Below are 25,186 nucleotides of genomic sequence, written 5' to 3'. Positions count from 1 at the left end.
ATCAGATGTGGGGCCGTTCCGCGGGAACCGTCGTGGACCACTCCCGTTATCCGCGGCGGGTCTTCTCCGGCACCGGAGCAAGGGCTGCTCCGTACTCGGGGCTGAGCCCGACTTCGTCGAGGAGGACCGAGAACTCCCTCATGCGAAGGGACTTGTAGTCACCAACCGTATCGGGATCGTAGGTGTAGAACCCCTGGCCGTCGCGGAGACCGTTTCGACTCGACGCCATGTTCGCGGCAATGACCTCCGGCGCTTCGAATCGATCACCGAGCATGCCCGCAAGGTACCGCGACGCGTAATACAGGATGTCGCCACCACCCCAGTCGATGAATTCGACGAGTCCGAGCACCGCGAATCGCAAGCCGAAGCCGACGCGGACAGCCTTGTCGATATCTTCGGCGCTCGCCACTCCTTCTTCGACCATCCGCGCGGCTTCGTTCATCGCGAGCGCCTGAATCCGCGGAACGATGTATCCGGCGGAGGCCGAACACACGACCGGCACCTTCCCTACCCGCTCGAGCAACCCTACGACGTCGTCGATCACAGCATCGTCTGTCTGTTCGCTTCTGCTGATCTCCACAAGAGGCATGAGATCTGCAGGATTGAGCCAGTGCGCGTTGAGGAAACGCTGCGGCCCCTCGATCAGCGTCGCAAGTTCTGTGACGAGGAAACTCGACGTCGTCGACGCCACGGGAATGTCGTGCCGGGCAACGTCGCTGATCAAGCTCAATGCAGCGGCTTTGGCAGTCATGACCTCGGGCACACTCTCGAACACCACGTCCGCATCGGACAACGCCTGCAATCCGTCCTCCCGGCCGAAGATGCTCACGCGGCCGGCGGACTCGCGCGCCTGCTCCGCTGTGATCCGCCCCAGGCCGATCTTGGCACACAATTCCCGGTCGAGATCGAGGCGAACCCGCTCCGAGTACAGCCGCTCGTCATCGGGTTCACGCACTTTCATGTCGATCAATGCGACAGATAGTCCACCGTGAATGAACGCGAGCGCAATGCCCTGCCCCATTCGTCCCGCACCGACGATTGCGACATGCGGGACCCGTCCCATCACGCCGGTACTCCGATGTGAAGCAGTTCGCGCATGTCCTCGCGCGACAGCTGCGACAGGCCAAGCCCCTCCAGCGTGCGACCCTTCTCATACAGGTCGATTCCGCTGATCGCGGACGCGAGATTCAGAAGTCCCTGTGCGACCGGTGTCAGCACACCTGCCCACCGGCCCACCGACACCAGGAATGAGAGACCGAGGCGCGTGTCTTCGAGCATGTATCTGTGGCTGTCCAACTCGATCTTCTCACGCCAGTCACCGCTGTCCGTCAGCTTCTCGTGCGCGGCCCGCCCGTACATCCACTCGTCTCCGTCCAGCGAATAGTGGTCAGCCAGTGGAAAATGCGGCGCTCGGTAGCCGAGTGCTTCGCGCACTGCAATGCGCTCCCGGTCCAGCGCAGTGGTGACCCTTCTGATGGACGGCTGCGTGCCTTCGTTATGAATGTCCCACGCATCGAAATGCTCGAGAGGACCGGCGTTCATCATGATGAGCGGAGGGTGTATCACCGGCCCGGCGTTCATCAAAGCACCGCTCAGCCCGTCCTCGACAGGCTCGACGCTGGGATAGACCTCTCGTAGGACCGCCAGGGTGGAGTCTGTGAGGCGGGCCGGAAAGACCCCCGTTGGAAGCCTCGTCGCATACCCACTCACCACGACCTCGGCTGGTCCGTGCTTGCGCGCCAGATACGGCAACGTTCCTGTCTCGGCAAATGCGACATCGTGACGGTTGCCTGCATCGGCCATTGCCTTGACAAAGAGATAGCTTCCGAACGTGCCAGGTGGGAGAAACACCACCTGGCCGTTCTCGAGCAGCGGCGCGAGTTGCGGCGCAAGATCGTCGTGGGTGTGTGCCGGGAGCGGGATCACAACCACTTCCGCGCCGGAGATCGCCTCGGCCAGAACACCGGTGGGCGCGATCGTGCCCGGTGTGTCACCGAGAGCAACTATCCTCTCCCCCTTGTGGTCCCGAATAGTGAGTCCGCCGTGACGCAAGATGTCGGCGAGAGCGCGGGGGTCCCGTCGCCAGAACCGCACCTCGTGCCCATTCTCCGCGAGTGCAGCCGCTGCCGCGTAGCAGCCGTGACCGCCACCGAGAACGCTAACCTTCATGTGAAGCTCTCCCTCTTCTGGCCATCTCGTGACCGGTTGGATGATCAGTGAATGCGGACGCCGCGAACCGAAGGATCGATCGCGGGATTGCCGATTTCGGTCTGGTCGAGCAAAATCGATTCCGCTACCGTCTCGGTGCGTGCGCTCTCGCGGAAATAACGGCATCCCCGCCCGAGAAGTGCCACCGTCAATACGACCGCGATTCCGATGACGACCGACATCGACGATCCCACCAGTTGCGGCGACTTGAAGTATCGGTCGGTGAGGACTGCGACGAGCGTCGTTCCTGCTCCCAGTCCGACGAGGTTGGATGTCAGCAGAAACAGCGCCGAAATCTGGGCGCGCACCTGGTTCGGACTGAGCACCTGCATGGCCGCGGTGGACGCCGGCATCGGGAATGATGCGAAGAACATCGCAGCGGACAGCAGCGTAATGGACTGCCAGAGTTCGGGCGCCTGGGTGAAGAACACTGCGGGCAGCGCCATTCCCACCGCACCGACCACGCCCGCACGCATAGCGGCATCGGTGTGCCCTCGCTGCGCCAGCCAGTCGATGAACCAACCTGCGAAGACAACCCCCGTGGTGTTCGCAACGAGGACGACAGCTCCGAGCATGTATCCGACGGTGGTCGCGCTCAGCTCGAAGTGGCGTATGTAGAAGGCCGGGGTCCACCCCATGAGGGCGAAAAGCACCATCGCATAGAACGAGAACCCGAGAAAGTGACAGGCAAAGGTACTGCGGTGCCCACCGATGAAGGCGAACGCGTTGCGCAGGGTCACCTTCTCCACCCGCCCGTCAGCGGTACGCGTCAGCCCCTTCCTGGCAGGGTCGCGCACGGTGAAAAAGATCAATATGGCTACCAAGAGTCCCGGAAGCCCGATCACCAGGAACGTCACCTGCCAGCCGAACATCGAGCCGAGCAGGGGAACGTGCACGCTGTCGACTCCGGCAAGAAGGTTGATGACATATCCACCGATGAGGAATGCTGTGCCTCCCCCGATGAACGAACCGACGGAGTAGACGCCGTACGCCCGCCCCAGTTTCTCCTTGGGGAACATGTCGCTGAACATCGAGTAGGCAGCCGGCGAAAGCGCCGCCTCACCGACGCCGACACCGACTCGGGCAAGAAACATGTGGGTGAAATTCTTGCTGAACCCGCACAGCGCGGTTGCCAGACTCCAGAAGGCCACGCCCGCCGAGATGATCACACGCCGCGACCGCTTGTCGGCGAGTACCGCGATCGGCATTCCCATGAACGCGTAGAACAGGGAGAACGCGAGCCCGTGGAGCAGACTGAACTGCGTGTCGCTCAGCTGAAGATCGTGCTTGATCGGCTCGATCATCAACGAGAGCACTTGCCGGTCGACGAACGAGAAGACATACGCGATCATGCAGATCGTCACGACATACCACTCGTATCGATACGATCGTTCTCCCCTTTGGGGCAACTCGTGATCAGGCATCGATCAGCTCCTTCGATTGGGTCGGAGTCACACCGGGAGTGAGCATTCCCGCAGCGGACTGTCGCAGTGGTCTCAACTTAGGTCCGGAGCCGAACCAGGGCCGAGATTGGACGATTCTGAAAATATTCGCGACCGTGATGCAGAATGAGGCGGTGCTCGACGAGATCGACTACCAGATCGCTCACGCGCTGCAGATCGCCCCGCGCGCGCCGTGGGGCGCGGTGAGCGAGGCGTTGCAGGTCAGCCCCGTCACCGCCTCCCGGCGCTGGGACAGACTCGTGCAGGACGGTGTGGCATGGGTGATCGCGTACCCCGGGCCGTCGCTCCTCAACGCCCAGTGCAGCGCATTCGTCGACGTGACCTGCGAACCCACTCACCGCGAGCATGTGACCACGTTGCTGACGACGGTGCCGCAGGTCGCGAGCATTCAGGTCGTCGCGGGTGAACAAGACCTGTTCCTGACGGTGATGGTCGCTGACCTCCGTGCACTGTCCGAGTGGATCCGGAACGACCTCAGTCGCGTCGACGGTGTTCGCGGAATCCGAACGAAGATCGTGACGCGCATTTACGGTGAGAGCGTGCGGTGGCGACTCGGGTCGCTCAGCCCGATGCAACAGCACGTGCTCAGTCCGTACGTGCCCGACACAGGCACGATGACCCGGCCACCCAGGGCAGACGAGCAGAGGCTGATGACAGCCCTCGCTCCCGACGGGCGGCGGTCGGCCGTCGAACTCGCCGAGCAGATCGGTGTCAGCGCACCCACTGTGCGAAAGCGTCTCGACCGACTCGTGAGTGAGGGAATCCTCTCGGTCCGTTGCGAAGTCGCACACGTCCTCAACGGCTGGCCGGTCACCGCCACGATCTGGGCGCGCGTTCCCGCGGAGTGTCTCGACACGGTGGGACGTGATCTCGTCGAGTACCCCGAGGTCCGTGTCTGCTGCGGAGTGACGGGACGGTCCAATCTCGTGCTCACGGTATGGCTGCGCCACGTCGGCGATCTCCAGCTTTTCGAAACCCGCTTGGAGAAAGAGCAACCGGAGCTTTCGGTTGTCGAACGAGAGGTGACGTTGGAGACCGTGAAACGGCTAGGAGCACTGCTCGATACCGGCGGTCGCCGCGTCGGCACGGTACCCATAGAGCCGTAACTGTTGCCGCAATCTCGGTCGGTGACGCGCTCCGCGTGAGCAGCGGCGGTGATGGCGATGGCACAACCGACCCGCGCGACGCCGGGCGTGGAGGCAATGGAGGGGGCGCGCTGCGAATCGAGGCAGTCGTGCTCTTTACCGAGAGCATTCCCCGGTGTGGCCGACGGCCGTCACTGAGCCCATGCCGCCTCGGCGATCCAGTACTCGCTTCCGTCGGCGCTGATTCCGCGTTGCCAGTCGGTGGTCCGTCTCAGGTTCGGTTCGACGCGCGCGGTAGCCGCGTCGGCGCCGTCCGGTCCGTCCTCGCGGGTCTGCCAGTGGACCCAGTTCACTTCGTTGCCGTCCTCGTCGTGCACGAAGAGGTCGACATGGTGCCACCCGTAGCGGTGGGTGTCGGCGTAACAGGTCAGGAATGTCCGGTGATGATGCGAATAGTCCACGAGGTACCTCCGGGCCGCGGTGGTGTTTCCCACCACGCTAGAACCGGATCGCGCCCAACGGAATCCAAGAAACCTTTACCCGCGTGGGGGTCGGCCGCTCAGTGGTTCAGATCGGCGGGCAACGTGAACGTGAAGACGGCCCCGTGCGGATCGTTCTCGCGCGCGGTGAGTGTCCCACCCTGGCGGGTGATGATGCGGTGGCTCAGTGCGAGCCCGATTCCGTGACCCGTGGACTTCGAGGTGAACGCGCCGTCGAAGATTCGGCCGTCCGGGATGTGCGAGAGCCCCTTGCCATGGTCCTCGACACTCACGACGCCCTCCGTCTCGGTGACGTCGGTGCGTACCGTCACGATGCGGTCGGCTGCCGGCCATTCCGCCATCTCGTCGATCGCGTTGAAACACAGGTTCAGGATGACCTGCCCGGTGAGCACACGTTCGCACACGACGGCAACCGTGTCGTGCGCACGGAGGTACTCGACGCGAACTCCCTTCTGCCGCGCCCGGATGTCGATGAAATACGCGCATTCGTCGACGATGTCGTTGAGATCGACGATCTGCTGTGACTCCTCGAGTTGCGTCACGTATTCACGCAGACTCCGGACGATCTGATTGGCCCGGTCGATCTGCTTGCGCGCCTCCCCCAGGCCCCAGCTCACCTCGTCGTGACCGGTCCGGCCGTCGTCGAGGCGGCTCTGCGTTCCGGCGATGAAATTGGTGGCGGCCGCGAGCGGCTGGGCCAACTCGTGAGCGATGGCCATCGCCATGTCGCCCATCGCGTTGTAGCGGGCCAGGTAATTGAGGTACTGCGAGTCCCGTTCGTGCTCCTGCTCGGTGCGGACGTGTTCGGTGACGTCGTGGAAGAGCAGCAGGTGGCCGCTCAGATCGTTCTCGATACCGATGTGCTGGCAGCTCCCCGCATGCCACCGGCGCTCCTCGGCTGACAGTTCCACCTCGTAGCGCAGGCTCTGGGAGCCCCCGTCGGCGGTCGTCAGTTGCAGGGCGCGCCGCACGCTCTCCCGTGACTGCCCCGCCCGGCAGAACTCCGTGAAGCGTTCGCCGACAAGCGATGCCACCGGAACCTTCAGGAGCTGCGACGCCGCCTCACTCGCGTACGTGATACGGCTGTCGTCGTCCAGGACGAGGATTCCTTCGGCCATGTTCCGCAGGAACGCGGCCAGGCGGGCCTCGGTGCGGGTGAGGTCGGCCTCGGTGCGGGTGAGGTCGCGACGCATCGACGTTTCCTGCTCGATGTCGCGGAACTGCACCATCACCACGGTCCGGGCGCTCAACTCGACCCGGATCGCGATCGCCTCCGTCAGGATTTCTCGCCCGCTCTTCGCGCGATACGTCCATTCGATGACCGCCGCCCCGTTGTCGACAGCCTCCTGCAGCCACCGCCGTCCCACCGACCGGCGGTATCGCTTCGCCGGGGAACTCATGTCGGGCGCCTTGAGCGGTTTGAGTTCCTCGACCGTGAACTCGAGCAGTTCGGACGCAGCCCGGTTCGCCCAGAGGATGTCCTTGGTGGCCGCATCATGGACCAGGACGCAGTAGCGAAGGGACTCGACGAGTCGTTCGTAGTCGGACGGCGCGAGATCGGACAATGCGGCCTCCTTCGGCTCACCTCGAGTCTACTGAGCGGACGGACCGCGGACACGATAGGGAAATCCTTTACTCCGAGGCGACATCTCTGCACGTCCGCGCGAGGAAGCACCGATTGAGTGATGCCCGCCACCGCAATAGCGTGAGTTCGACACGAAAAACGCATCACCCCTTCTACTTCGCGTCGATCGGAGTATTTGATGACCAACGCACCGACCCTCGACACGACGGACGCCTCCGCGAACGGGACGCTGTCCTTCGAGGACGTCCTCGAGCACGTCGCAATGCGGCGGGAAGAGTTCGCTCGCCAGAAGTTCGTGCCTCGCGACATGATCGACGAGTTCAAGCAGATCGGCATCTACCGCGCGGCGACCCCCCGCCAATTCGGCGGCGACGCGCTGCCCCCGAGCGAGTTTCTGCGGATGATCGAACGCATCTCCGCGGTGGACGCGTCGGCGGGCTGGGTTGCCAGCTTCGGCTCCGCCCTCGTCTACCTGGCGGCACTGCCGCTCGCGACACAGGCGGAGTTGTACAAGGACAGCCCGGACCTCGTCTTCGCCGGCGGACTGTTCCCGGTCCAACCCGCCGAACAGGTGCCGGGTGGCCTGAAGATCACCGGGCAGTGGAAGTTCGCCAGCGGATGCAAGGGTGCCGACATTCTCGGTGTCGGAATCCGCGGTGGCGACTCCACAGCCGGAAAACCCCGCACCGCCCTGCTGTGGCCGAAGGACGTCGAGATCGTCGAGAACTGGGACGTGGTCGGCCTGTCGGGTACCGGAAGCCACGAACTGAAGGTCGACGGCGTCGTCGTCCCCGAGGATCGGACGTTCATCCGGGGCGGAACCCCGACCGTCGACGAACCCCTCTACCGCTACCCCTCCATCGCGTACGCCGCCCAGGTCCTGGCCGTCGTCAATCTCGGAGTGGGCCGCGCCGCGCTCGACTACGCGATCAAGGTCGGTGCGGGACGTACGGGAATCACCGGAGCGCCCAAGCTCGCCGATCGGGCCTACTACCGCATCGACCTGGCCAAGGCGGAGGCGACGCTGAGGTCCGCCCGTGCCTTCTTCTACGAGGTCACCGACGAGGCGTACGCCACGGTGGTCGCCGGTAACCCCGTCCCGGACAAGCTTGCGGCGCTTCTTCGCCTGTCCTCGACGCACGTGGCCAAGGCGGGCGCCTCCGCCGTGCACACCGCATTCCAGTTGTCGGGCACCGGGGCGATCTACGACGGCAACGCGATGCAGCGGTACATGCGCGAGGCCCTGGTCCCGCCGCAGCACGCCTTCCTCGGCGACGGCATCTACGACAGCGCCGGTGCGGTGCTCATGGACATCCCGCCGTTCCCCGGCTTCATCTGACCACCCCGTTCGAATCGAGGAGACCAATCGTGAGTGACACCAAGACCGCACCGCTGCGAGTCCTGTTCTGCATCGGCATCAACCAGAACTTCTTCGACCTCCCGACCGGCCAGGGCGGGCTGGTGTGGAAGGCGTTCTCCGGGATGATGGACGCGGTGGCCGAGACACCGGGAGTCCGGGTGATCGGCGACATCGACGACGACAGCCACCTGGTCGGACCGTCGGACGGCTGGCCCTGGACCTGCTACATCCTCGCCGACGTCGACACCCAGGAGACCGTCAAGGCCGTCTGCAACCTCTTCCGCACCACCCCGGTCGGCGAGTACACGCTGTGGCGATACGCGAAGATCGAAGCCCGCATCGGCCGTGCGCTCACCGTCCGCGAAGACGTCGACCTCGGCGTGTGAGGAAAATGCACTCTGCGACCGCGACCGAGCGCATCGAGAGCCGCGAGGCCGTTCACCGCGTGATGTGCCGCTACATGGAACTGTGCGATGTTCCCTCCGTGGAGTTTTCGGTCGAGGAACTCGCCTCGCTGTTCACGCCCGACGCGGTGTGGGAAGGGATCGGCGCCGAGTACGCGCGCAAGTTCGGCACACGTCGGGGCCGGCCGGAGATCGTCGGAATGCTCACCGCGTACCTTCCACCGAACTCCCATTTTCGGGGAAATGTGCACCTGCTCGGGAGTGAGCAGATCGACGTGGACGGCCCCGCGGCGCGGGGGCGGTGGATCATGCAGCAGCTGTCGCGATACGAGGACGAATCGGCCGAACTGCTCGTCGCACGCATCACCGCCGAGTGTGAAGTGCGGGGCGGTATCGCCCGAATCAAGCACTTCACGACCGAGAAGCTGTTCGTCACTCGCCTCGACGAGGCGACACGACTGTTCGAATCGAATGGAAAGAGAACGTGATGACCACTTCCCTGGATCCCACCACCACTACAGACACCAACTTTGCGGCCCTCGCCACGGACGACCGCGTGGACGGATCGCTGTACACCGACCCCGACATGTTCGAGGCGGAACTCGAAAGGATCTTCTACCGCACCTGGGTTTGGGTTGCCCACGAGAGCGAGATCCCCGAGGCCGGAAGCTACAAGATGGCGACCATCGGCCGGCAACCGGTGATCGTCAACCGCGACCGCAAGGGGAACTTCAATGTCCTGCTGAACCGGTGCCGCCACCGCGGGGCCAGCGTCTGCGAGGTCCCCAAGGGCAAGGCGAACGGGTTCACCTGCCCCTATCACAGCTGGTCGTACGCCCTCGACGGGCGACTGCGCGGAATCCCGTACCCCGACGGTTACGACGAGGACCTCGACAAGAAGGACCTGCCCCTGCAGAGCCTGCGGGTGGAGTCCTACGCCGGGATGATCTTCGCCAGCTTCAACCCCGACGTCGAACCCCTCGACGACTTCCTCGGCGACGCGAAGGTGTGGATGGACCTGTTCATGAAGCAGGGCGCCGGATTCCCCATCAAGACGCAGGGCGAACATTGCTTCCGCTTCCGCGGAAACTGGAAGATCCAGTTGGAGAACACCACCGACGGATACCACTTCCCGATCGTGCACCGGTCCTGGATGTCTTCCGTCGACGCCGAGACCGCCGACATGCTCTCCTTCATGACCGACGACAACGCCGTGACCCACGCTCTCGGAAACGGCCACAGCGTCGCGATCATGGTCCCGGAGCACGTCGACCTGGACCACGACGACGGCACCGAGAAGATTCAGGCCCGTTTCGACCACATCGTCGAAGAACTGTCGAAGACGATGCCCGCCGACAAGGTCCGCCGCATCGTCCGCTCCATGCACGGCGCCGGGTTCAACCTCAACATCTTCCCCAACGTCGCGATGTCGATGTCGTTCTTCCGGGTACTGCGCCCGATCTCGGTCGACGAGACCGAGATCCGGCACATCGCCCTCGGCATGGACGGCGGACCGGAGATCGTCAACCGCGAACGCCTCCGCATCCACGAACATTTCCAGGGCCCGTTCGGGTTCGGCAGCCCCGACGATTCCGAGGCCTGGGACCGGGTACAACGCGGATCCCGCGGCGCACCCGGAATGCCGATCATGGTGAACCGCGGTCTCAATCGTGAAGCGCTCGACAGCGACGGACACCGCACCTCGCACGTCACCGACGAAACCGGAATGCGCGAGGCCTACGCAATGTGGAAGAGGATGATGTCCGATGAGCACTGATCTGATGACCGCCCAACTCGCCGACACCCGGGTACTGCAGGCGATCGAACTCATCTGGCACGAAGCGGCCCTCCTCGACGCCAAGGACTACCAGGCGTGGGACGCCCTCTGGACCGACGAAGGCCGGTACGTCATTCCCATCGACCCGGACACCGACGACTTCGACGGATCCCTGAACATGGTCAACGACGACACTCGCATGCGGCGCATGCGTATCGAACGACTGACCTCCGGATACTCGATGTCCGCGCTCGCCGCCGCCCGGACGGTCCGCACCGTCTCGCGGTTCACGGTCGAGGAACGGACCGAGGACTCGATCACCGTGAGGTCCGCGCAAATCCTCGTGGGTTTCAAGCGCGACGACCAGCAGACCCTCGCCGCCGACGTCACGCACCGCATCCGCTACACCGAGAGGGGACCGCGGTTCGATCTCAAGGTCATCCGGTTGGTGAACTCGCAGGCAGCGGTCAACGCCTCCGGCTACCTGCTCTGATCAGCATTCTCCGAACCTCATCGATCGAACAGGAGCTCGACGTGGATTCTGTCGCAGTAGTCACCGGCGGCGGACGCGGCCTCGGTGCCGCGATCGCACACCAATTGCACGACCGGGGATACCGCGTCGCGGTCGCGGACATCGACAGCGGTGCCGCGAAAGAGACCGCGGCGGAGCTGGATCCGGACGGCGACACGGCCATCGGCGTGGAGTTGGACGTCCGGAAGCGGAAGAGTTTCGAAGCCGTACGTGACCGGCTGATCCAGGAGTGGGGCGGCATCGACGTCCTCGTCAACAACGCCGGCCGGTCGCAGACGGGCACGCTGATGGACATCGCGCCGGAGGAATTCTCCGACATCGTCGAGATCAACCTCAACGGCGCCTTTCTCGGTTGCCAGGTGTTCGGAAGCTATTTCGCCGAGAAGCGATACGGCAGAATCGTCAACATCGCGTCGCTGGCGGGACAGAACGGTGGCACGGCGACCGGCGCGCACTACGCCGCGGCCAAGGGCGGCGTCGGCACACTGACCAAGGTCTTCGCACGCGAACTCGCCCCGTCGGGTGTCACGGTGAACGCCGTCTCCCCGGGTCCTCTGGATCTACCGGTGGTGCGTGAGACGGTGCCCGCGGACAAGCTGGCCGCCATCCTCACCACGATTCCGGTGGGCACCCTGGGCTCGCCCGATTTCATAGCCGAGACCGTCGCCCTGCTCGCATCGCCGACTGCCGCGTCGGTCACGGGAGCCTGCTGGGACGTCAACGGCGGCCTGTACATGCGCTGACCCCGCTCCAGGGCGACGGGTCGCAGCACCGGAGGAAAAATCACCATGAGCATGCTCACTGTCACTGTTGCGGACATTGTCGACGAAACGCCGGACATCAAATCGTTCCGGCTTGTTCGGAGGGACGGTTCACCGTTCGACCCGTACCCTGCCGGCGCCCACATCGACATCCTCGGCCCCACCGAGATCCTCACCCAGTACTCGCTGTGCAGTCCGCCGCACGAGTCCGAATCCTATGTGGTCGCCGTCAAACGCGAGACCGGACCCCGCGGTGGCTCGGCCGCACTGCACGATCGTGTGACGATCGGCAGCGAGTTGCAGATCAGCCGGCCGCGCACACTCCTCACGCTCGCCGAGGGCGCCGATCGGCACATCCTCGTGGCGGCGGGGATCGGGCTGACCCCGATGCTGAGTCTGGCGTTCGCGTTGCACCGGCGGGGACAACAGTTCGACCTGCACTACTTCGCGCGGACGAGGGCGCAGGCCGCGTTCGTTGAATTACTGGAGAGTGCGGATTTCCGCCGGGACGTGCACCTGCACTTCGGCCTGACGAGGGACGACCAGCTCTCCGCCCTCGAGAAGATCCTGGCGGACGCGTCCGCCGCCACGCACGTCTACACCTGTGGCCCCGAAGGTTTCATGGATCGGGTGCGAGGGTTGGCGGAACCCGCGGTCGGCGAGGACGCGGTCCACTTCGAACACTTCGAGGCGGCGACGTCTATAGCGACCGGATCGGACACCGCGTTCGAGTTGGAACTCGACACGGGCGAGGTGTTCGAAGTGCCTGCCGGGAAGTCCATCGCCGACGTACTCGAAGAGAACGATATCGAGATCGACACGTCGTGCCGGGAAGGTATCTGCGGCACGTGCGTCATGGACGTGCTGGAGGGCGAGCCCGACCACCGCGACAATTGCCTCACCAAGAGTGAGAGAAAGGCGGGAGACAGAATTGCCGCGTGTGTGTCGCGCGCGAAATCCGGGCGACTACTCGTCGAACTTCCCTGAAGAGAACTGAATTATTTCAGGTGACGGCAATTCCGGCCTGCAGAATATCGCGTACGAGAACCGCGATGCTTTCCGCTCCGGTCTTTTCCTTGATACGGGTGCGATGCACGTCGACCGTCTTCACGCTGATTCCCAGCTCTTTCGCAATGTTCTTGCTCGGCAATCCGTCGAGGACGAGTGCGAGGATTTCCTTTTCTCGCACCGTCAGCGTGTCTATCCGGCCCTGCAACTCCGTTCTGTTGCGTCGCTCGCCGAATCGTTGACGCGCGACCCGGAGCGCATCCTGAATCACGTCGAGCATGTGCTGCGGATCGTAGGGCTTCTCGATGAACGTCAGCGCACCCCGCTGCAGCGCCCGCACCGACATCTTAATGTCACCGTGTGCCGACACGAAGATGATCGGGATCGGGGATTCGTCGGCGAGGAGTGCCTCCTGGAGCTGGAACCCCCCGACTTCCGGCATCCGGACATCCAGAACAAGGCAGGCCGGGATGTCGCGGCGGTACTCGTCCAGGAAGGACTGCACCGAGAAGTAGTACTCCGACGTGATGTTGACCGAATCAAGCAGCCACGCAAGCGATGCGCACAACTCCTGATCGTCGTCGACGATGTAAACCCGTGTTTCCTGCTGATCCATCGAATCCTGCCTTGCACAGATGGCTTGCTTGCTCGTCCAGTGAACACCGACCGTAACGGAAGCGGTAGCCAACTGAAGGAATCCCCTACCCGGGTAGGCGACTTACTGCGACAAAGTAGCGTCGCCGCCAATGTTCCCACCCAGGTGATTCGTCCTATTCTTCTCGGGGAACGCGGGCGCACACGAAAGACATGACTTCCTGTTCCAACTCACGGAGGCTGAAAATGCCCGAACTCACTACCATGCAACTGAGCTTCCGCACCGCCATGGCGAATCTGCCGGCCGCGGTCAACATCGTGACGACCGACGGCCCTGCCGGGCGCTGCGGAATGACGGTGACCGCCGTCTGCTCGGTGACCGACTCCCCGCCCACCGCACTCGTGTGCGTGAATCAGAACAGTGCCATGCACAACGTGTTCCAGAACAACGGCCGAGTCGGGATCAACGTGCTCTCCGGCGACGACGAAGAGCTGGCCATGCATTTCGCGGGCGCAACCCAAGTCGCGATGGCGGACCGGTTCCGGTGGGACATCTGGGAAGAAGACACCGACGACGGTGTTCCGATCCTGCGCGCCGCCCACGTGGTGCTCGCCGGCCGAATCGCGGACAGCAAGACCGTGGGATCGCATTCGGTGATGTTCGTCGAACTGGACCGCGTGCAGACACGCGAACACGGCGACAGCCTCGTCTACTTCCAACGCAAATTCCACCGTTTGTCGGTTCCGGTCGAGTCCCCCGACTGGCTGTTCTACGACGAATGGTCCGATCCGATCACCGTGACGCCCACCCTCGTTCCCGCCGCAGCCGGAGGTAAATAGCCATGACCACCTCGTCACCACCCGAACAAGTCCCACAGAATTCCGGCTTGCAGGCGCTCGCGGACACGCGTGCCGCCTTGACGTTTCGTCTCAGCGCCCTGGTCCTCGCACTGTTCCTGCCCCTGCCGATCCTCGGTGGGTTCACCTCGCTGCTCGACGGCGTCGTCTTCAGCGGTGTCACCGTGGCGTGGCTCTACGCGGTCGCGCAATTCGTCGTCGCCATCGTCGTGGCCCGGTACTACATGGCGCGGGCAGCCGAACTCGACTCCCGGACCGCCTCGCGGGCGAAAGGATAACGCGCCATGAACCTCGTCTCCGCATCACTTTTCGCGGCCCTCGTCGCTGTCACCCTGATGATCACCGCGTGGGCTTCCAAGAGGAACAAGTCCGCCGCCGATCACTACGTCGCGGGCGGCAGCCTTACCGGCAGGCAGAACGGTGTCGCCATCGCCGGCGACTTCATCTCCGCCGCCTCGTTTCTCGGAGTCACCGGTGCGATCGCGCTGACCGGTTACAACGGGTTCTACCTCGCGGTCTTCGTGCCCGTCGCGTTCGTCCTCGCGATGCTGCTGATCGCGGAACCCCTGCGCAACCTCGGCCGCTTCACGCTGGCGGATGTCCTCGCCACCCGATTCCCCGGCAAGGACGTGCGGTCGATGATGGCGATCAGCACGGTGGTGATCAGCGTGGTCTATCTCGTGTCGCAGCTGGTCGGTGCCGCGCTTCTGGTGTCGTTGCTGTTCGACCTCGACTACGCCGTGGCCGTGTTGATCATCGGAACACTCACCACCGCGTACACGTTGGTGGGTGGCATGCTCGCTACCAGCTGGATCCAGATCATCAAAACCGGTCTCCTCATGGTCTGCGCCGTCGTGCTGTTCGTTCTCGTGCTGGTGCGCTTCGACTTCAATCCCTTCGGCCCGTTCAGCACCGCGCTCGCCGAGTTCGGGCAATCATTCGTCGCGCCGCAGCGCACGTCTGGTACCGCGTCGTTCGACCAGTTGTCGCAGACCGTCGGGCTCGTCCTCGGCGTGCTCGGCCTGCCGCACGTGATGATCCGCTTCCTCACCGTTCCGGACGCGAAGCAGGCGAGAACGTCCGCCTACACGGCGATCTGGATCTTCTTCGCCTTCTACCTGCTGGTTCCCGTGCTCGGCTACGGCGCCGCCAAGCTGGTCGGTGTCGAGGTGATCAAGTCCGAGAATCGGGGCGGCAACCTCGCGGTCGCGCAGCTCGCCGAGACAGTCGGCGGCGGAGTCCTGCTGGCGTTCGTCGCGGCCGTGGCGTTCGTGACCATTCTGGCCGCGCTGTCCGGCCTGGTGATCGCCACTTCCGGTGCGATCGCACACGACCTGTACGGGCAGGTGATCAGGAACGGATCGGTGTCGGCGAAGGCTCAGCACCGCGCGGCCCGCGTCGCGACTGTGGCGACCTGCGTCATCGGTGTCGCCATCGCATTCGCGGCGCAGAAGCAGAACGTCGCGTTCCTCGCGTCACTGGGCATGTCCATCGCAGCATGCGCGAACCTGCCGGCACTGCTTCTGACGATGTACTGGAAGCGCATGACGGCGCGCGCCGTCATCTCCGGCATCGTGGTCGGGCTCGTCCTGTCGGTCACCGTCATCCTGCTCAGCCCGGTCGTGCAGGGACCGGACTCCATCCTCGGATTCTCGAACCCGGCACTTGCCGTGGCACCCCTCTCGCTGGCGGTGTCCGTCATCGTCGCGCTGGTGTCGGCGCCGTCCGGGGAGACGAAAGCACGAGCCGATCACCTCTTCTCGGTGATGCGCACCCGAGCACTCACCGGGCAGACCGAGACTACGAACGACGACACGATGGTGGCGATGCAATGAAGACGGAACTACGGTCACCGAGCCCACTCCGGGACCTCGCGGAGCAGCTGGCGACGGGCGGGACGACGCCGAGCGACGTGGCGGAGGCGGCACTCGCACGGATCGCGGACCTCGAGCCGGATATCCACGCCTGGGCCGACCTCGACGCCGACGCGGTGCGGTCCGCGGCCGCCCGGATCCAGGACAGCGGCCCGGGCGGCGCGCTCTGGGGCGTGCCCGTCGGCGTCAAGGATCTCATCGACGTCGCCGGTATGCCGACGCGCTGTGGCAGTGAGCTGCGGAGCACGGATCCGGCGACGACGGACGCCGACTGTGTGGCACGTGCGCGCGCCCTCGGCGCGCTCCCGTTCGGCAAGACCGTCACCACCGAGTTCGGGTATTTCAAGCCCGGTCCGACCCGCAATCCCCGCGCCCTGGGTCACACCCCCGGCGGGTCGTCGAGCGGCTCGGCGGCAGCGGTGGCCGCGGGCATGGTGCCGCTGGCGTTCGGCACGCAGACCGCGGGGTCGCTGACGAGGCCCGCGTCGTTCTGCGGAGTCGCAGGTTTCGTGACCGCCCACGGCGAACTTCCGACCGCGGGCATCACCGGGCTGAGTCCCAGTCTCGACACGGTGGGGCTGCTGGCACGAACCGTGCCCGATCTCCACTTCGCGTGGACCGCACTGCGCGACGGCACGCGGGCGCCCGTTCTCGAGCCTTCCGCTCCGCGCCGGCTTCGCCTGTGGAGTGGGTTCGAGGTCGGCGAGGTGTCCCGAGAGATGACAACGGCGCTCAGGACGACCGCTGATTTTGCCGAGTCGGCGGGGATCCGATGTCGTGAGTTGGACGCCGCCGCAACGATTGTGCCACTGACGGAACACCACCACACGGTGATGGCGTACGAGGCGGCCGGGGAACGCGCCGCAGAGGCCGCGCAGACCGACAGGATCAGCGCACCCCTCGCCGAACTGTTCGCCGCGGGGGCGGCGACCGCAGAAGCCGACTACCGTGCCGCCCTCGCCGGAATCCGCGAGACCCGACAGCTGCTGCTCTCGGCGTTGGACGAAGACGAAACAATCCTCGGGCCCGCGGCTCTCGGCGCCGCTCCACCCGGGCACGACGCGACCGGGACGCCCATCCTGAGCCGACCGTGGCAGGCCCTGGGTCTGCCGGTGGTCACGATCCCCGGGAAGCGTGACAGCGCGGGTCTTCCCCTCGGAGTGCAGCTGATCGGGCGACCCGGCGCGGAGCAACGCCTGTTCGAAACAGCCGCGTGGCTGGAATCCGTGCTCTGACAGGGACAGAAGATCGTCAGTCGACGAAGATCGACGGCTGGCGATCCTTCCACGGCGCAGCCTGCTCCAACTGCGCGGCCACCTGCAGCAGCAGATCCTCTCTGCCGGTGGCCGCGACGAGCTGGATCCCGATGGGGAGGCCCTCCCGGCTCAGCGCGAGCGGCAGGCTGATCGCGGGATACCCGGACACGTTGAACGGTGCCGTGAACGGTCCGAACTCGAAGATGCGGCGTAGCCACGAGCGCAGGATCGCCGCACCCGTGGCGATCGCAGTGAGGGTCGACGCCTCGACGACGTCCTCCACGTCGAATTGCGGGCGTGTCTCGGTCACAGTGTGGCCGATCCATTCGAGGATCTTGCCGGCGGCGATCGTGGCCGCCGATACCTGCGTCTCGACCGAACTCCCACCCCACGGCTCGGTCGTCAGGGCCACCCGCAGACGGCCGGGATCGGCGCGCATCGTGTCGGCGTAGCGACCGGACTGCGCCGGGGCGGTGTACTTTTCACCGACCGGCGGGGCGGCGACGGCGACGGCGGATGGGCCGTGTCGCGGATGGTCCGGGTGAGGGCGAACTCGTAGATGTGCCCGAACCCCGCCTCACCGACCAGTGTGCCGCAGGGGATTCGGCCGTGGCTCGGTTTCAGGCCGACGAGCCCGCAGCACGAGGCAGGCACCCGGAGCGAACCGGCACCGTCGTTGCCGTGCGCATCGTCAGTGCGCCGAGGTCGGCATCGGCCTGCGCGATCGCGACGCGCGCAACGGCTTCGACCTCCGTTGCCGTCACCTCACCGGCGCGGATCAGCTCACTCAGACCGACGGCGTCGAGTCCGGTGTACTCGTGCAGTTCCAGCGGTCCCACTCCTCAGGTCGCGACGACCGATTCAGTGTGCCCCGGAGGACCGTGCGGCGCGACCGAATTTCTGCCGCCGTCACACGGTGATCGACAGCAGTTCCTGTTCGCGGAAGGCGCGCGGCGAGATCCCGTACGTCTCCTTGAATAGCCGCGAGAAGTGCGACGAGTTGACGAGACCGTATCGGGCACAGATGGTTCCGATGCTGTCGCCGCGGAATCGGACGTCCTTGAGGTCGCGGCGGCACTTCTCGAGCCTGCGGTGGCGGATCCACCCGGCCACCGTGTGTCCGTCCGCCTCGAACATCTTTTGCAGGTGCCGCGTCGATACGTGGTGGTGGGACGCCACCGTGGCGGTGTCGAGTGTGGGGTCGTGCAGGTGCGCGTCGATGAACGCCTTCACACGTAGCAGCAACGACGCGCCGGGAGCGATGGCGTCGGCGGGCGCCTCCGATTGCACCGCGGCACTGAGCAGGTCGAGCACCGCGTCCTCGACGAGAGGGGTCGTCGGCATGGTGCCGGTGACGACGGAGTGGTGGAGGTTCGTCAGGAACGGCGAGACGAGCGCGCCCATGCCGGTGCTGCCGTGGATGCGGCGCGCGGAGACGGTGCCCAGTTCCCGCGAGGCGATGCGCAGTAGTTCGCGGGGAAACATCAGCACGAACATGCTGAAGTCGCCCGCGAAGTGCAGGTCGTACGGCTTGCTGGTGTCGTAGACGGCGAAGTCGCCGGGCCCGAGCACGGCCTCTCGATCGTCCTGGACGATGACGCCGCTCCCCGACAGTTGCAGGCCCACCTTCACCAGGCCGGGGTCGGACCGCTTGATCGACGTGTGGGTCCGGCGGACGTCGACCGCGTGCCCCCCGACCTCGCTGAGCTGCAACCCGCCGAGCGCGGTGGTGCGCAGGGTCCCGGTGAAGCGCCCCGGCCCGTCCTCCGCCGTGGACACCACGGCGAGCGGGACGAACGCCGTGGAGACGGCCTGACGCCAGTGCTCGAACTGCCCGTCGTCACGCGCGGGCCCACCACCGAGACGCACCTTCGATCACCTCACAGAGCGGAGCGGTTGTCGATCAGTCGACGTGCCTTACCGAGTGAGCGTTCGAGGTCGCCGGGAGCGACGACGTCGACCTTCACGCTCACGCCGATCCTATTCTTCACCAGCTTCTGCAGTTCACCCGCGGCCCGCGCGTGGTCGTCGGTCACGGCATCCGGACGCGATTCCACCCGCACGGTCAGCTCGTCCATGCGGCCCGGGCGGTCGAGGATGCACTGGAACTGGGGTGCCAGCGCCGGCACGGCGAGGATCAGTTCCTCGATCTGGGTGGGGAAGAGGTTCACCCCGCGCAGGATGATCATGTCGTCGGTGCGCCCGGTGACCTTCTGCATCCGCCGCACCGACCGCGCCGTCCCCGGCAGCAGCCGGGTGAGGTCGCGGGTGCGGTACCGGATGATCGGCATCGCTTCCTTGGTCAGCGACGTGAAGACGAGTTCGCCCTCCTCACCGTCGGGCAGCACCTCCCCGGTGACCGGGTCGATGATCTCCGGGTAGAAGTGGTCTTCCCAGATGTGCAGGCCGTCCTTGGTCTCGACGCATTCCATCGCGACACCCGGGCCCATCACCTCGGACAGTCCGTAGATGTCGACGGCGTCCATGTTCAGTTGCTTCTCGAGTTCGGTGCGCATCTCCTCGGTCCACGGCTCCGCCCCGAACACACCGGTCCGCAGCGACGTCTTCGACGGATCGATGCCCTTCTTGATCATCGCGTCGACGATCGTGAGCATGTACGACGGGGTCACCATGATCGCGTCGGGTTCGAAATCCTCGATCAGCTGGATCTGGCGGTCCGTCATGCCACCGGACATCGGGATCACCGTGCAGCCCAGCCGCTCGGCACCGTAGTGCGCCCCGAGGCCACCGGTGAACAGGCCGTACCCGTACGCGACGTGCACCTTGTCCGTCGGCTTCACCCCACCCGCCCGCAGGCTCCGGGCGATCAGATCGGCCCAGTTGTTCAGGTCGCCCGTGGTGTACCCGACGACCGTCGGGCGCCCGGTGGTCCCGGAGGACGCGTGGATGCGCGAGACCTTCTCCTGCGGCACTGCGAACATCCCGAACGGATAGTTCGCCCGCAGGTCCGCCTTTGCCGTGAACGGGAACTTCGCCAGATCGGACAGGTCCTTCAGGTCACTCGGGTGCACACCGGCGTCGTCGAACGCCTTCCGGTAATGCGGAACGTTGCTGTACGCGTGGAGAAGTGACCACTGCAGGCGTTCGAGTTGCAGCGATGAGATCCGGTCGCGCGTGGCGAACTCGATGTCCTGCGAGGGGGCGGCGATACTGGTCATTCTAGTCTCCGGGGTGTGCGGGCTGGGTATGGTCAGGCGTCGAAATCGACGGTCACGTTGTCGCTGACCGGGAAGGTCTGGCACGTCAGCACGAAGCCGGAGTCGACCTCGTAGTCCTCGAGCGCGTAGTTGCGGCGCATGTCCACGTCACCGCACGTGATCTTGGCGCGGCACGTTCCGCAGACGCCGCCCTTGCAGGCGAACGGAAGGTCCGAGCGGTACTTCTCGGCGGCGTCGAGGATCGATTCGTCCCGCGGCAACGTCGCGGTGGTGGAGCGACCGTCGAGAACCAGGGTCACCTCACTGCTCGGCCCGGTGACGCCGGGCTCGCGGTGGGTTTCGATGGGCGGGGGCACGTCGTCGACGAAGAACAGCTCGTGATGCACGCGGCTCTTGTCGATCTGCAAGTCGCCGAGAACCGTCTCGGCGTCGGTGACCATCCCGTACGGGCCGCACAGCCAGAAGTGATCGATGTCGGCCACGGGGACCACGGCGTCGAAGATGGCCCGGAGCCGGTCGGCGTCGAGACGGCCGGTGAACAGCTCCACCTCGCGGGGCTCGCGGGACAGGACATGGATGATGTCGAAGCGCGACCCGTACGTGTCCTTGAGGTCGGCGATCTCCTCGGCGAACATCACCGAGCGGGTGCGCCGGTTGCCATACAGGAGAAAGACTTCGGCCTCGGGGTTGGCGAGCATCGATGCGGCGATCGACAGCATCGGCGTGATGCCCGATCCGGCGGCGATCAGCACGTGGCGACCACCGGCCGCGGGGTCGGCGACGAACGTTCCGCTCGGGCCCTGCACCTCGATCCGGTCGCCGGGGCGGACGTCGCGCACGAGCCACGTCGAGAACAGACCGTCGGACACCTCGCGCACACCGACCCGCGGCGCGGAACCGGCAGGGGCGCAGATGGAGTAGGAGCGGCGGTGTTCGACGCCGTCGATCGTCCGCCGCAGCGTGAGCGACTGTCCGGGGCCGAACGCGAACTCGTCGGCGAGCTCGGCCGGAACGTCGAACGTGACCGCGACTGCGTCGTCGCAGAGGGATTCGACGTCGGCGACGGTGAGGGCGTGGAACGCCCTGTTGCGCAACGCCGCACCGGGTTTCGGGGAGACCGCTGTGGTCATGGTCAGATTTCCTTCACGTGATCGAAGGGTTCGAGGCAGTCCAGGCACCGGTAGAGCGCCTTGCACAGCGTCGCCCCGAATTCCGAGTCGAGCCGGGTGTTCGCCGAGTGGCACTTGGGGCATGCCACGGGTCGCGGCTTGACGGTGAGCGTCAACGGCACCGGACCCGATGCACGTCGCGGCGCGGGACCGGGTGTCGAGTAGCCGTTCTCGCGGAGCTTGCGCATCCCGTTCTCGCTGATCCAGTCCGTGCTCCACGGCGGCGACAGGACGGTCCTGACCTCGACGCTGCCGAACCCGGCGTCCTGCAGGGTGTGCGCGATGTCGTCCCGCATGGTGGCCATGGCGGGGCAACCGGAATAGGTGGGGGTGATGGTCACGACCACCGACCCGTCGGCGTATTCCTCGACGTCGCGCAGCACACCGAGATCGGCGAGCGTGAGCATCGGCATCTCGGGGTCGAGCACGGATTCGGCGAGGCGACGGGCGTCGCTGCGCACGGCGGTGGTCATGTCACCACACTCCTTCGGGATGCGCCCGGGCCACGCTCTGCATCTCGGCGAGCAGCAGTCCGAGCGCCTCGGTGTGCAGCCCCTGCCTGCCTGCCCGACCGCCGACGGTGCCGACTGTCCGGCCGGTCGGGGCGGTGAGCTCGGCGGCGTGCAGCACCTGCTCGAGCACCGAATCGAATTCCTCGCGCACGTCCCGCGGGTCGACGCCCACCCCCACCGCCGCAAGCGCAAGCTCCTCGGTGGTCGGGACGAACAGTTCCTCGACGTACGGCCACACGTGGGTAAGCGCCGCTGCCATCCTGGTCTTCGACTCCTCCGTGCCGCAGCCGAGCGTCACAACCCAGCGGGCCGCGTAGTCGCGGTGGTAGGTGAGTTCCTTGACGCCCTTCACCGCGACCGCCGCGAGGACCGGGTCCCGGGACGTGCGGAGACGGTCGAACAGTGCGAGGCGCCACGTCGAGAACACCAGCAGTCGCGTGATCGACTGAGCGAAGTCGCCGTTGTCGAGTTCGGCCAGCCGGGTGTTGCGGAACCGATTCTCGTCCCGGAAGAACGCGAGCGCGTCCTCGGGGGGAATCGGGCTCGTGTCGGAGATGTACGGCACCACCGACGCGTCCGCCGCGGCCGCACGGGCGAGCAGCAGTCGCGCCTGACCGAGCAGGTCGAGTCCGACGTTCGCGAGCGCAACCTCTTCCTCGAGTTCCGGTGCGCGCGTGCTCCACTCGGCGAGACGCTGTGAGCTGATCAGTGCATCGTCACCGAGCATCAGGCAGTAGCCCGCCAGCGCGGAGAGGTCGACGTCCTCCGGAACCGTGGTGTCGACACCCGCGAGGGGGTCGTCGAAGCTGGTGCCGAACGCCCACTGGCCGTGGCTGTCTTCGTCGACGAGGCCTTCGTAAGCATTGTCGTGGTCGGTCATCGTCAGCCTCACATGTGGGGAACGTTGTCGGGGATCTCGTAGAACGTGGGGTGCCGGTACACCTTGTCGCCGCTGGGCGCGAAGTAGGGGTCCTTCTCCGACGGGCTGGACGCCACGATCGAATTGGACCGCACCACCCAGATGCTCACGCCCTCGTTGCGGCGGGTGTAGACGTCCCGGGCGTGCCGGACGGCCATCTCGTCGTCGGCGGCGTGCAGGGATCCGACGTGAACGTGGTTGAGTCCGCGCTTGCCACGCAGGAACACCTCGTACAGGGGCCAGTCCGCGCGCACTGCGTTGTCGTCCGTGCTCATCGTGCGTTCTCCTTGCTGCTCTCGCGGCGGGCGAAGGCCGTCGCGGCCTCCCGCACCCACGCCCCGTTCTCGTGTGCTGCCCGCCGGTTGGCGACGCGCTCGACGCTCGATGCGCCGTTGCCCTTGATCACCTGCATGAACTCGCTCCAGTCGGGCTCGCCGAAGTCGTGAGCGCCGCGCTCGGCGTTCCACTTCAGGTCCGGATCCGGGAACGTCACGCCGAGCACCTCGGCCTGCGGGATGGACATGTCGACGAACCGCTGACGAAGTTCGTCGTTGGTGTGCCGCTTGATGCGCCACTTCATGGACTGCTCGGAGTTGGGCGACTGATCGTCCGGCGGTCCGAACATCATCAGCGCCGGCCACCACCAGCGGTTCACCGACTCCTGCACCATCTCGCGCTGGGCGTCGGTGCCGCGCATCATCGTCATCAGCAGTTCGAAACCCTGACGCTGGTGGAACGACTCCTCCTTGCACACCCGGATCATCGCCCGCGCGTACGGACCGAAGGAGCTGCGGCACAACGGGACCTGGTTGCAGATCGCGGCGCCGTCGACGAGCCAGCCGATCACGCCGACGTCGGCGTAGGTCAGCGTCGGGTAGTTGAAGATCGAGGAGTACTTCTGCTTGCCCTCGATCAGCTTCTCGGTGAGGTCGGCGCGGTCGGCTCCGAGCGTCTCGGCCGCCGAGTACAGGTACAGGCCGTGTCCGGCCTCGTCCTGGACCTTCGCCATGAGGATCGCCTTGCGACGCAGCGACGGCGCGCGGGTGAGCCAGTTGCCCTCCGGCTGCATGCCGATGATCTCCGAATGCGCGTGCTGCGCGATCTGCCGGATCAGCGTCTTGCGGTAGCCGTCGGGCATCCAGTCCCGCGGCTCGACCCTCCGGTCGGCTGCGATGGTGTCATCGAAGAGCTCTTGCAGCTCATCGGATGCGTGTGACGTGGTCATATGTCCTACCTCTATTACCGAATGATCGGTTGGTATCAAGTATGCATGTCAGCCCCCGCCCACACAAGGGCGGGAGCCGAATTACGTCAGTGGCCTTCGAAGGCGGGCGTGCGCTTCGCGAGGAACGCGTCGACCGCGCTGCGGTGATCCTTCGACCGGCCGAGCTGCTCCGCGGCCCCGCGCTCCCGCTCGAGCGCCTCCGACAGTCCGGTGGACGACGCCGAGACCAGAGCCTTGACCTGCGCGTACGCGGCCGTGGGACCGTCGGCGAGCTTCCGCGCGAGCGCGGTGGCCGCGTCCCCGAGTTCTGCGTCGGGCACCACTCGGTGCACCAGCCCCCAGTCCAGCGCCTGCGCCGCCGTGAACCGGTCGCCGAGCATCATCAGCCCGGTCGCCCGGCTCGCTCCCAACGCCTGCACCAGGGTGTGACTCAGCCCGGAGTCGCCGGCCAGCGCGATCCCCGTGAACGCCGTGGCGAACTTCGCGCCCTCCCCTGCGATCCGGATGTCGGCGGCCAGGGCGATGCCCAGCCCCGCCCCGACGCAGGCCCCACCGACCGCGACGACGACCGGGACGCGGACCCCGGCCAGCGCCCGGAGCAGCGGGTTGTAGTGCTCGGCGACGGTGTCCATCGCGTGCGCGGCGTCCGCCTCGAGGCCGGCCACGTGCTCGGCCAGGTCCTGGCCGACGCAGAAGTTCTTGCCCTCCGCCTGCAGCAGCAGGGCACGCACGTCGTCGTCGGCGGCGACCTTCTCCACCGCCGCCAGCAACTGCTCCTTCACCGCGCGATCCAGGGCGTTGGACGCGCCCGCGCGGCGCAGGGTGATGGTGGCCAGGCCTGCGTCCACGGAAAGTCCGACCACGTCGTCAGTGCTCATGAGAATGTGCCTCCTGCTGGTTGTGGTGTGCGTGGCCCG

The 25,186-nt window shown here is 65.8% G+C and carries 29 protein-coding genes; 12 read left to right on the top strand and 17 right to left on the bottom strand.

The features are described from left to right. Nucleotides 1–46 precede the first annotated feature (46 nt). The 3 genes from GO592_RS00925 to GO592_RS00915 are packed head-to-tail and all read right to left on the bottom strand — an operon-like array spanning nt 47 to nt 3,632. Nucleotides 47–1,063 (bottom strand): 3-hydroxybutyryl-CoA dehydrogenase, encoded by a 1,017-nt coding sequence (locus GO592_RS00925; RefSeq protein ID WP_007301647.1) that lies wholly within the window; start codon nt 1,061–1,063, stop codon nt 47–49. Continuing rightward, entirely contained in the window at nt 1,063–2,169 is a 1,107-nt protein-coding gene (locus GO592_RS00920) for an NAD/NADP octopine/nopaline dehydrogenase family protein (protein WP_007301648.1), read from the bottom strand. Before GO592_RS00920 ends, GO592_RS00925 begins: the two co-directional genes overlap by 1 nt. Nucleotides 2,170–2,213: 44 nt before the next feature. Further along, on the bottom strand, nt 2,214–3,632 hold the full coding sequence (locus GO592_RS00915; protein WP_202715091.1) for a spinster family MFS transporter: 1,419 nt from the start codon (nt 3,630–3,632) through the stop codon (nt 2,214–2,216). Nucleotides 3,633–3,769: 137 nt separating this feature from the next. Between GO592_RS00915 and GO592_RS00910 the strand changes: the two genes are divergently transcribed. Further along, nucleotides 3,770–4,777 (top strand): Lrp/AsnC family transcriptional regulator, encoded by a 1,008-nt coding sequence (locus GO592_RS00910; protein ID WP_039953126.1) that lies wholly within the window; start codon nt 3,770–3,772, stop codon nt 4,775–4,777. A 170-nt stretch (nt 4,778–4,947) separates the two neighbouring features. On the opposite strand, the gene GO592_RS00905 is transcribed toward GO592_RS00910, so the two are convergent. Further along, nucleotides 4,948–5,217: a hypothetical protein gene (locus GO592_RS00905; RefSeq protein WP_005250812.1), complete on the bottom strand. Its 270-nt coding sequence runs from the start codon at nt 5,215–5,217 to the stop codon at nt 4,948–4,950. A gap of 98 nt (nt 5,218–5,315) precedes the next feature. Further along, nucleotides 5,316–6,821, bottom strand: a complete 1,506-nt coding sequence (locus GO592_RS00900) for a PAS domain-containing sensor histidine kinase (RefSeq protein WP_007301651.1) — start codon at nt 6,819–6,821, stop codon at nt 5,316–5,318. Nucleotides 6,822–7,019: 198 nt separating this feature from the next. Between GO592_RS00900 and GO592_RS00895 the strand changes: the two genes are divergently transcribed. Genes GO592_RS00895 through GO592_RS00865 form a run of 7 tightly spaced genes read left to right on the top strand, consistent with a single transcriptional unit; the run spans nt 7,020 to nt 12,662 of the window. Beyond that, a complete protein-coding gene (locus tag GO592_RS00895; protein ID WP_007301652.1) occupies nt 7,020–8,180 on the top strand; it encodes an acyl-CoA dehydrogenase family protein in 1,161 nt (386 codons plus the stop codon). A 29-nt stretch (nt 8,181–8,209) separates the two neighbouring features. Further along, nucleotides 8,210–8,587, top strand: coding sequence for a hypothetical protein (locus GO592_RS00890; protein ID WP_005255968.1), 378 nt, complete (start codon nt 8,210–8,212; stop codon nt 8,585–8,587). 5 nt (nt 8,588–8,592) lie between these two features. Beyond that, nucleotides 8,593–9,093, top strand: a complete 501-nt coding sequence (locus GO592_RS00885) for a nuclear transport factor 2 family protein (RefSeq protein WP_007301653.1) — start codon at nt 8,593–8,595, stop codon at nt 9,091–9,093. Then, the gene (locus tag GO592_RS00880) at nt 9,093–10,382 is read left to right on the top strand and encodes an aromatic ring-hydroxylating oxygenase subunit alpha (RefSeq protein WP_007301654.1); all 1,290 of its coding nucleotides are present in this window, start codon (nt 9,093–9,095) and stop codon (nt 10,380–10,382) included. The genes GO592_RS00885 and GO592_RS00880 overlap by 1 nt, the downstream gene beginning before the upstream one ends. Continuing rightward, the gene (locus tag GO592_RS00875; RefSeq protein ID WP_007301655.1) at nt 10,372–10,875 is read left to right on the top strand and encodes an aromatic-ring-hydroxylating dioxygenase subunit beta; all 504 of its coding nucleotides are present in this window, start codon (nt 10,372–10,374) and stop codon (nt 10,873–10,875) included. Before GO592_RS00880 ends, GO592_RS00875 begins: the two co-directional genes overlap by 11 nt. A 41-nt stretch (nt 10,876–10,916) precedes the next feature. Next, nucleotides 10,917–11,657 (top strand): SDR family NAD(P)-dependent oxidoreductase, encoded by a 741-nt coding sequence (locus tag GO592_RS00870; RefSeq protein ID WP_007301656.1) that lies wholly within the window; start codon nt 10,917–10,919, stop codon nt 11,655–11,657. A gap of 45 nt (nt 11,658–11,702) precedes the next feature. Then, nucleotides 11,703–12,662, top strand: coding sequence for a PDR/VanB family oxidoreductase (locus tag GO592_RS00865; protein ID WP_007301657.1), 960 nt, complete (start codon nt 11,703–11,705; stop codon nt 12,660–12,662). Between the two features lie 16 nt (nt 12,663–12,678). Here the strand turns inward: GO592_RS00865 and GO592_RS00860 are convergent, their stop codons facing one another. Further along, on the bottom strand, nt 12,679–13,299 hold the full coding sequence (locus GO592_RS00860) for a response regulator transcription factor (RefSeq protein ID WP_007301658.1): 621 nt from the start codon (nt 13,297–13,299) through the stop codon (nt 12,679–12,681). Between the two features lie 224 nt (nt 13,300–13,523). Here GO592_RS00860 and hpaC point away from each other — a divergent pair, with 224 nt between their 5' ends. The 4 genes from hpaC to GO592_RS00840 are packed head-to-tail and all read left to right on the top strand — an operon-like array spanning nt 13,524 to nt 17,244. Further along, nucleotides 13,524–14,117, top strand: a complete 594-nt coding sequence (gene hpaC / locus GO592_RS00855) for a 4-hydroxyphenylacetate 3-monooxygenase, reductase component (protein WP_007301659.1) — start codon at nt 13,524–13,526, stop codon at nt 14,115–14,117. Nucleotides 14,118–14,119: 2 nt separating this feature from the next. Then, nucleotides 14,120–14,413, top strand: a complete 294-nt coding sequence (locus GO592_RS00850) for a DUF485 domain-containing protein (protein WP_007301660.1) — start codon at nt 14,120–14,122, stop codon at nt 14,411–14,413. Nucleotides 14,414–14,419: 6 nt separating this feature from the next. Then, entirely contained in the window at nt 14,420–15,970 is a 1,551-nt protein-coding gene (locus GO592_RS00845; protein ID WP_007301661.1) for a solute symporter family protein, read from the top strand. Further along, on the top strand, nt 15,967–17,244 hold the full coding sequence (locus GO592_RS00840) for an amidase (protein WP_007301662.1): 1,278 nt from the start codon (nt 15,967–15,969) through the stop codon (nt 17,242–17,244). The genes GO592_RS00845 and GO592_RS00840 overlap by 4 nt, the downstream gene beginning before the upstream one ends. 16 nt (nt 17,245–17,260) lie before the next feature. Here the strand turns inward: GO592_RS00840 and GO592_RS44005 are convergent, their stop codons facing one another. The 11 genes from GO592_RS44005 to GO592_RS00785 all read right to left on the bottom strand — a co-directional run bounded on the left by GO592_RS44005 (nt 17,261) and on the right by GO592_RS00785 (nt 25,147). Next, entirely contained in the window at nt 17,261–17,704 is a 444-nt protein-coding gene (locus GO592_RS44005) for an amidase family protein (RefSeq protein ID WP_007301663.1), read from the bottom strand. After that, a complete protein-coding gene (locus GO592_RS46455; protein WP_167332400.1) occupies nt 17,668–17,919 on the bottom strand; it encodes an amidase family protein in 252 nt (83 codons plus the stop codon). Before GO592_RS46455 ends, GO592_RS44005 begins: the two co-directional genes overlap by 37 nt. Then, a complete protein-coding gene (locus GO592_RS00825) occupies nt 17,886–18,104 on the bottom strand; it encodes a hypothetical protein (protein ID WP_007301664.1) in 219 nt (72 codons plus the stop codon). The genes GO592_RS46455 and GO592_RS00825 overlap by 34 nt, the downstream gene beginning before the upstream one ends. A 70-nt stretch (nt 18,105–18,174) precedes the next feature. Then, the gene (locus tag GO592_RS00820) at nt 18,175–19,134 is read right to left on the bottom strand and encodes a helix-turn-helix domain-containing protein (RefSeq protein ID WP_007301665.1); all 960 of its coding nucleotides are present in this window, start codon (nt 19,132–19,134) and stop codon (nt 18,175–18,177) included. An 11-nt stretch (nt 19,135–19,145) separates the two neighbouring features. Further along, on the bottom strand, nt 19,146–20,444 hold the full coding sequence (paaK, locus tag GO592_RS00815) for a phenylacetate--CoA ligase PaaK (RefSeq protein ID WP_007301666.1): 1,299 nt from the start codon (nt 20,442–20,444) through the stop codon (nt 19,146–19,148). 32 nt (nt 20,445–20,476) lie between these two features. Beyond that, on the bottom strand, nt 20,477–21,574 hold the full coding sequence (gene paaE / locus GO592_RS00810) for a 1,2-phenylacetyl-CoA epoxidase subunit PaaE (RefSeq protein WP_007301667.1): 1,098 nt from the start codon (nt 21,572–21,574) through the stop codon (nt 20,477–20,479). A 2-nt stretch (nt 21,575–21,576) separates the two neighbouring features. Beyond that, entirely contained in the window at nt 21,577–22,086 is a 510-nt protein-coding gene (gene paaD, locus GO592_RS00805; RefSeq protein ID WP_007301668.1) for a 1,2-phenylacetyl-CoA epoxidase subunit PaaD, read from the bottom strand. A 1-nt stretch (nt 22,087) separates the two neighbouring features. Next, nucleotides 22,088–23,005 carry a 1,2-phenylacetyl-CoA epoxidase subunit PaaC gene (gene paaC / locus GO592_RS00800; protein WP_039953157.1) on the bottom strand — a complete coding sequence of 306 codons (918 nt, stop codon included), beginning with the start codon at nt 23,003–23,005 and terminating at the stop codon, nt 22,088–22,090. Nucleotides 23,006–23,013: 8 nt separating this feature from the next. Next, the gene (gene paaB, locus GO592_RS00795; RefSeq protein WP_005250775.1) at nt 23,014–23,319 is read right to left on the bottom strand and encodes a 1,2-phenylacetyl-CoA epoxidase subunit PaaB; all 306 of its coding nucleotides are present in this window, start codon (nt 23,317–23,319) and stop codon (nt 23,014–23,016) included. Then, nucleotides 23,316–24,269 (bottom strand): 1,2-phenylacetyl-CoA epoxidase subunit PaaA, encoded by a 954-nt coding sequence (paaA, locus tag GO592_RS00790; protein ID WP_007301670.1) that lies wholly within the window; start codon nt 24,267–24,269, stop codon nt 23,316–23,318. Before paaA ends, paaB begins: the two co-directional genes overlap by 4 nt. Before the next feature lie 86 nt (nt 24,270–24,355). Beyond that, nucleotides 24,356–25,147, bottom strand: coding sequence for an enoyl-CoA hydratase-related protein (locus GO592_RS00785; RefSeq protein ID WP_007301671.1), 792 nt, complete (start codon nt 25,145–25,147; stop codon nt 24,356–24,358). Between the last annotated feature and the right edge of the window lie 39 nt (nt 25,148–25,186).

The sequence above is a fragment of the Rhodococcus sp. 21391 genome (assembly GCF_016772255.1).
In the GTDB taxonomy this organism is placed as follows: Bacteria; Actinomycetota; Actinomycetes; order Mycobacteriales; family Mycobacteriaceae; genus Rhodococcus_F; species Rhodococcus_F opacus.
The sequence above is the reverse complement of the archived record's forward strand: the minus strand, read 5'-3'. Positions and strand labels throughout refer to the sequence as shown.

Excerpts from the sequence above, each read along its gene's own strand:
- GO592_RS00925 (WP_007301647.1), bottom strand. The coding sequence starts at position 1,063 with ATGGGACGGGTCCCGCATGTCGCAATCGTCGGTGCGGGACGAATGGGG.
- GO592_RS00920 (WP_007301648.1), bottom strand. The coding sequence starts at position 2,169 with ATGAAGGTTAGCGTTCTCGGTGGCGGTCACGGCTGCTACGCGGCAGCG.
- GO592_RS00915 (WP_202715091.1), bottom strand. The coding sequence starts at position 3,632 with ATGCCTGATCACGAGTTGCCCCAAAGGGGAGAACGATCGTATCGATAC.
- GO592_RS00910 (WP_039953126.1), top strand. The coding sequence starts at position 3,770 with ATGCAGAATGAGGCGGTGCTCGACGAGATCGACTACCAGATCGCTCAC.
- GO592_RS00895 (WP_007301652.1), top strand. The coding sequence starts at position 7,020 with ATGACCAACGCACCGACCCTCGACACGACGGACGCCTCCGCGAACGGG.
- GO592_RS00885 (WP_007301653.1), top strand. The coding sequence starts at position 8,593 with ATGCACTCTGCGACCGCGACCGAGCGCATCGAGAGCCGCGAGGCCGTT.
- GO592_RS00880 (WP_007301654.1), top strand. The coding sequence starts at position 9,093 with ATGACCACTTCCCTGGATCCCACCACCACTACAGACACCAACTTTGCG.
- GO592_RS00875 (WP_007301655.1), top strand. The coding sequence starts at position 10,372 with ATGAGCACTGATCTGATGACCGCCCAACTCGCCGACACCCGGGTACTG.
- GO592_RS00865 (WP_007301657.1), top strand. The coding sequence starts at position 11,703 with ATGAGCATGCTCACTGTCACTGTTGCGGACATTGTCGACGAAACGCCG.
- GO592_RS00860 (WP_007301658.1), bottom strand. The coding sequence starts at position 13,299 with ATGGATCAGCAGGAAACACGGGTTTACATCGTCGACGACGATCAGGAG.
- hpaC (WP_007301659.1), top strand. The coding sequence starts at position 13,524 with ATGCCCGAACTCACTACCATGCAACTGAGCTTCCGCACCGCCATGGCG.
- GO592_RS00850 (WP_007301660.1), top strand. The coding sequence starts at position 14,120 with ATGACCACCTCGTCACCACCCGAACAAGTCCCACAGAATTCCGGCTTG.
- GO592_RS00845 (WP_007301661.1), top strand. The coding sequence starts at position 14,420 with ATGAACCTCGTCTCCGCATCACTTTTCGCGGCCCTCGTCGCTGTCACC.
- GO592_RS00840 (WP_007301662.1), top strand. The coding sequence starts at position 15,967 with ATGAAGACGGAACTACGGTCACCGAGCCCACTCCGGGACCTCGCGGAG.
- GO592_RS44005 (WP_007301663.1), bottom strand. The coding sequence starts at position 17,704 with ATGCGCGCCGATCCCGGCCGTCTGCGGGTGGCCCTGACGACCGAGCCG.
- paaK (WP_007301666.1), bottom strand. The coding sequence starts at position 20,444 with ATGACCAGTATCGCCGCCCCCTCGCAGGACATCGAGTTCGCCACGCGC.
- paaE (WP_007301667.1), bottom strand. The coding sequence starts at position 21,574 with ATGACCACAGCGGTCTCCCCGAAACCCGGTGCGGCGTTGCGCAACAGG.
- paaD (WP_007301668.1), bottom strand. The coding sequence starts at position 22,086 with ATGACCACCGCCGTGCGCAGCGACGCCCGTCGCCTCGCCGAATCCGTG.
- paaC (WP_039953157.1), bottom strand. The coding sequence starts at position 23,005 with ATGACCGACCACGACAATGCTTACGAAGGCCTCGTCGACGAAGACAGC.
- paaB (WP_005250775.1), bottom strand. The coding sequence starts at position 23,319 with ATGAGCACGGACGACAACGCAGTGCGCGCGGACTGGCCCCTGTACGAG.
- paaA (WP_007301670.1), bottom strand. The coding sequence starts at position 24,269 with ATGACCACGTCACACGCATCCGATGAGCTGCAAGAGCTCTTCGATGAC.
- GO592_RS00785 (WP_007301671.1), bottom strand. The coding sequence starts at position 25,147 with ATGAGCACTGACGACGTGGTCGGACTTTCCGTGGACGCAGGCCTGGCC.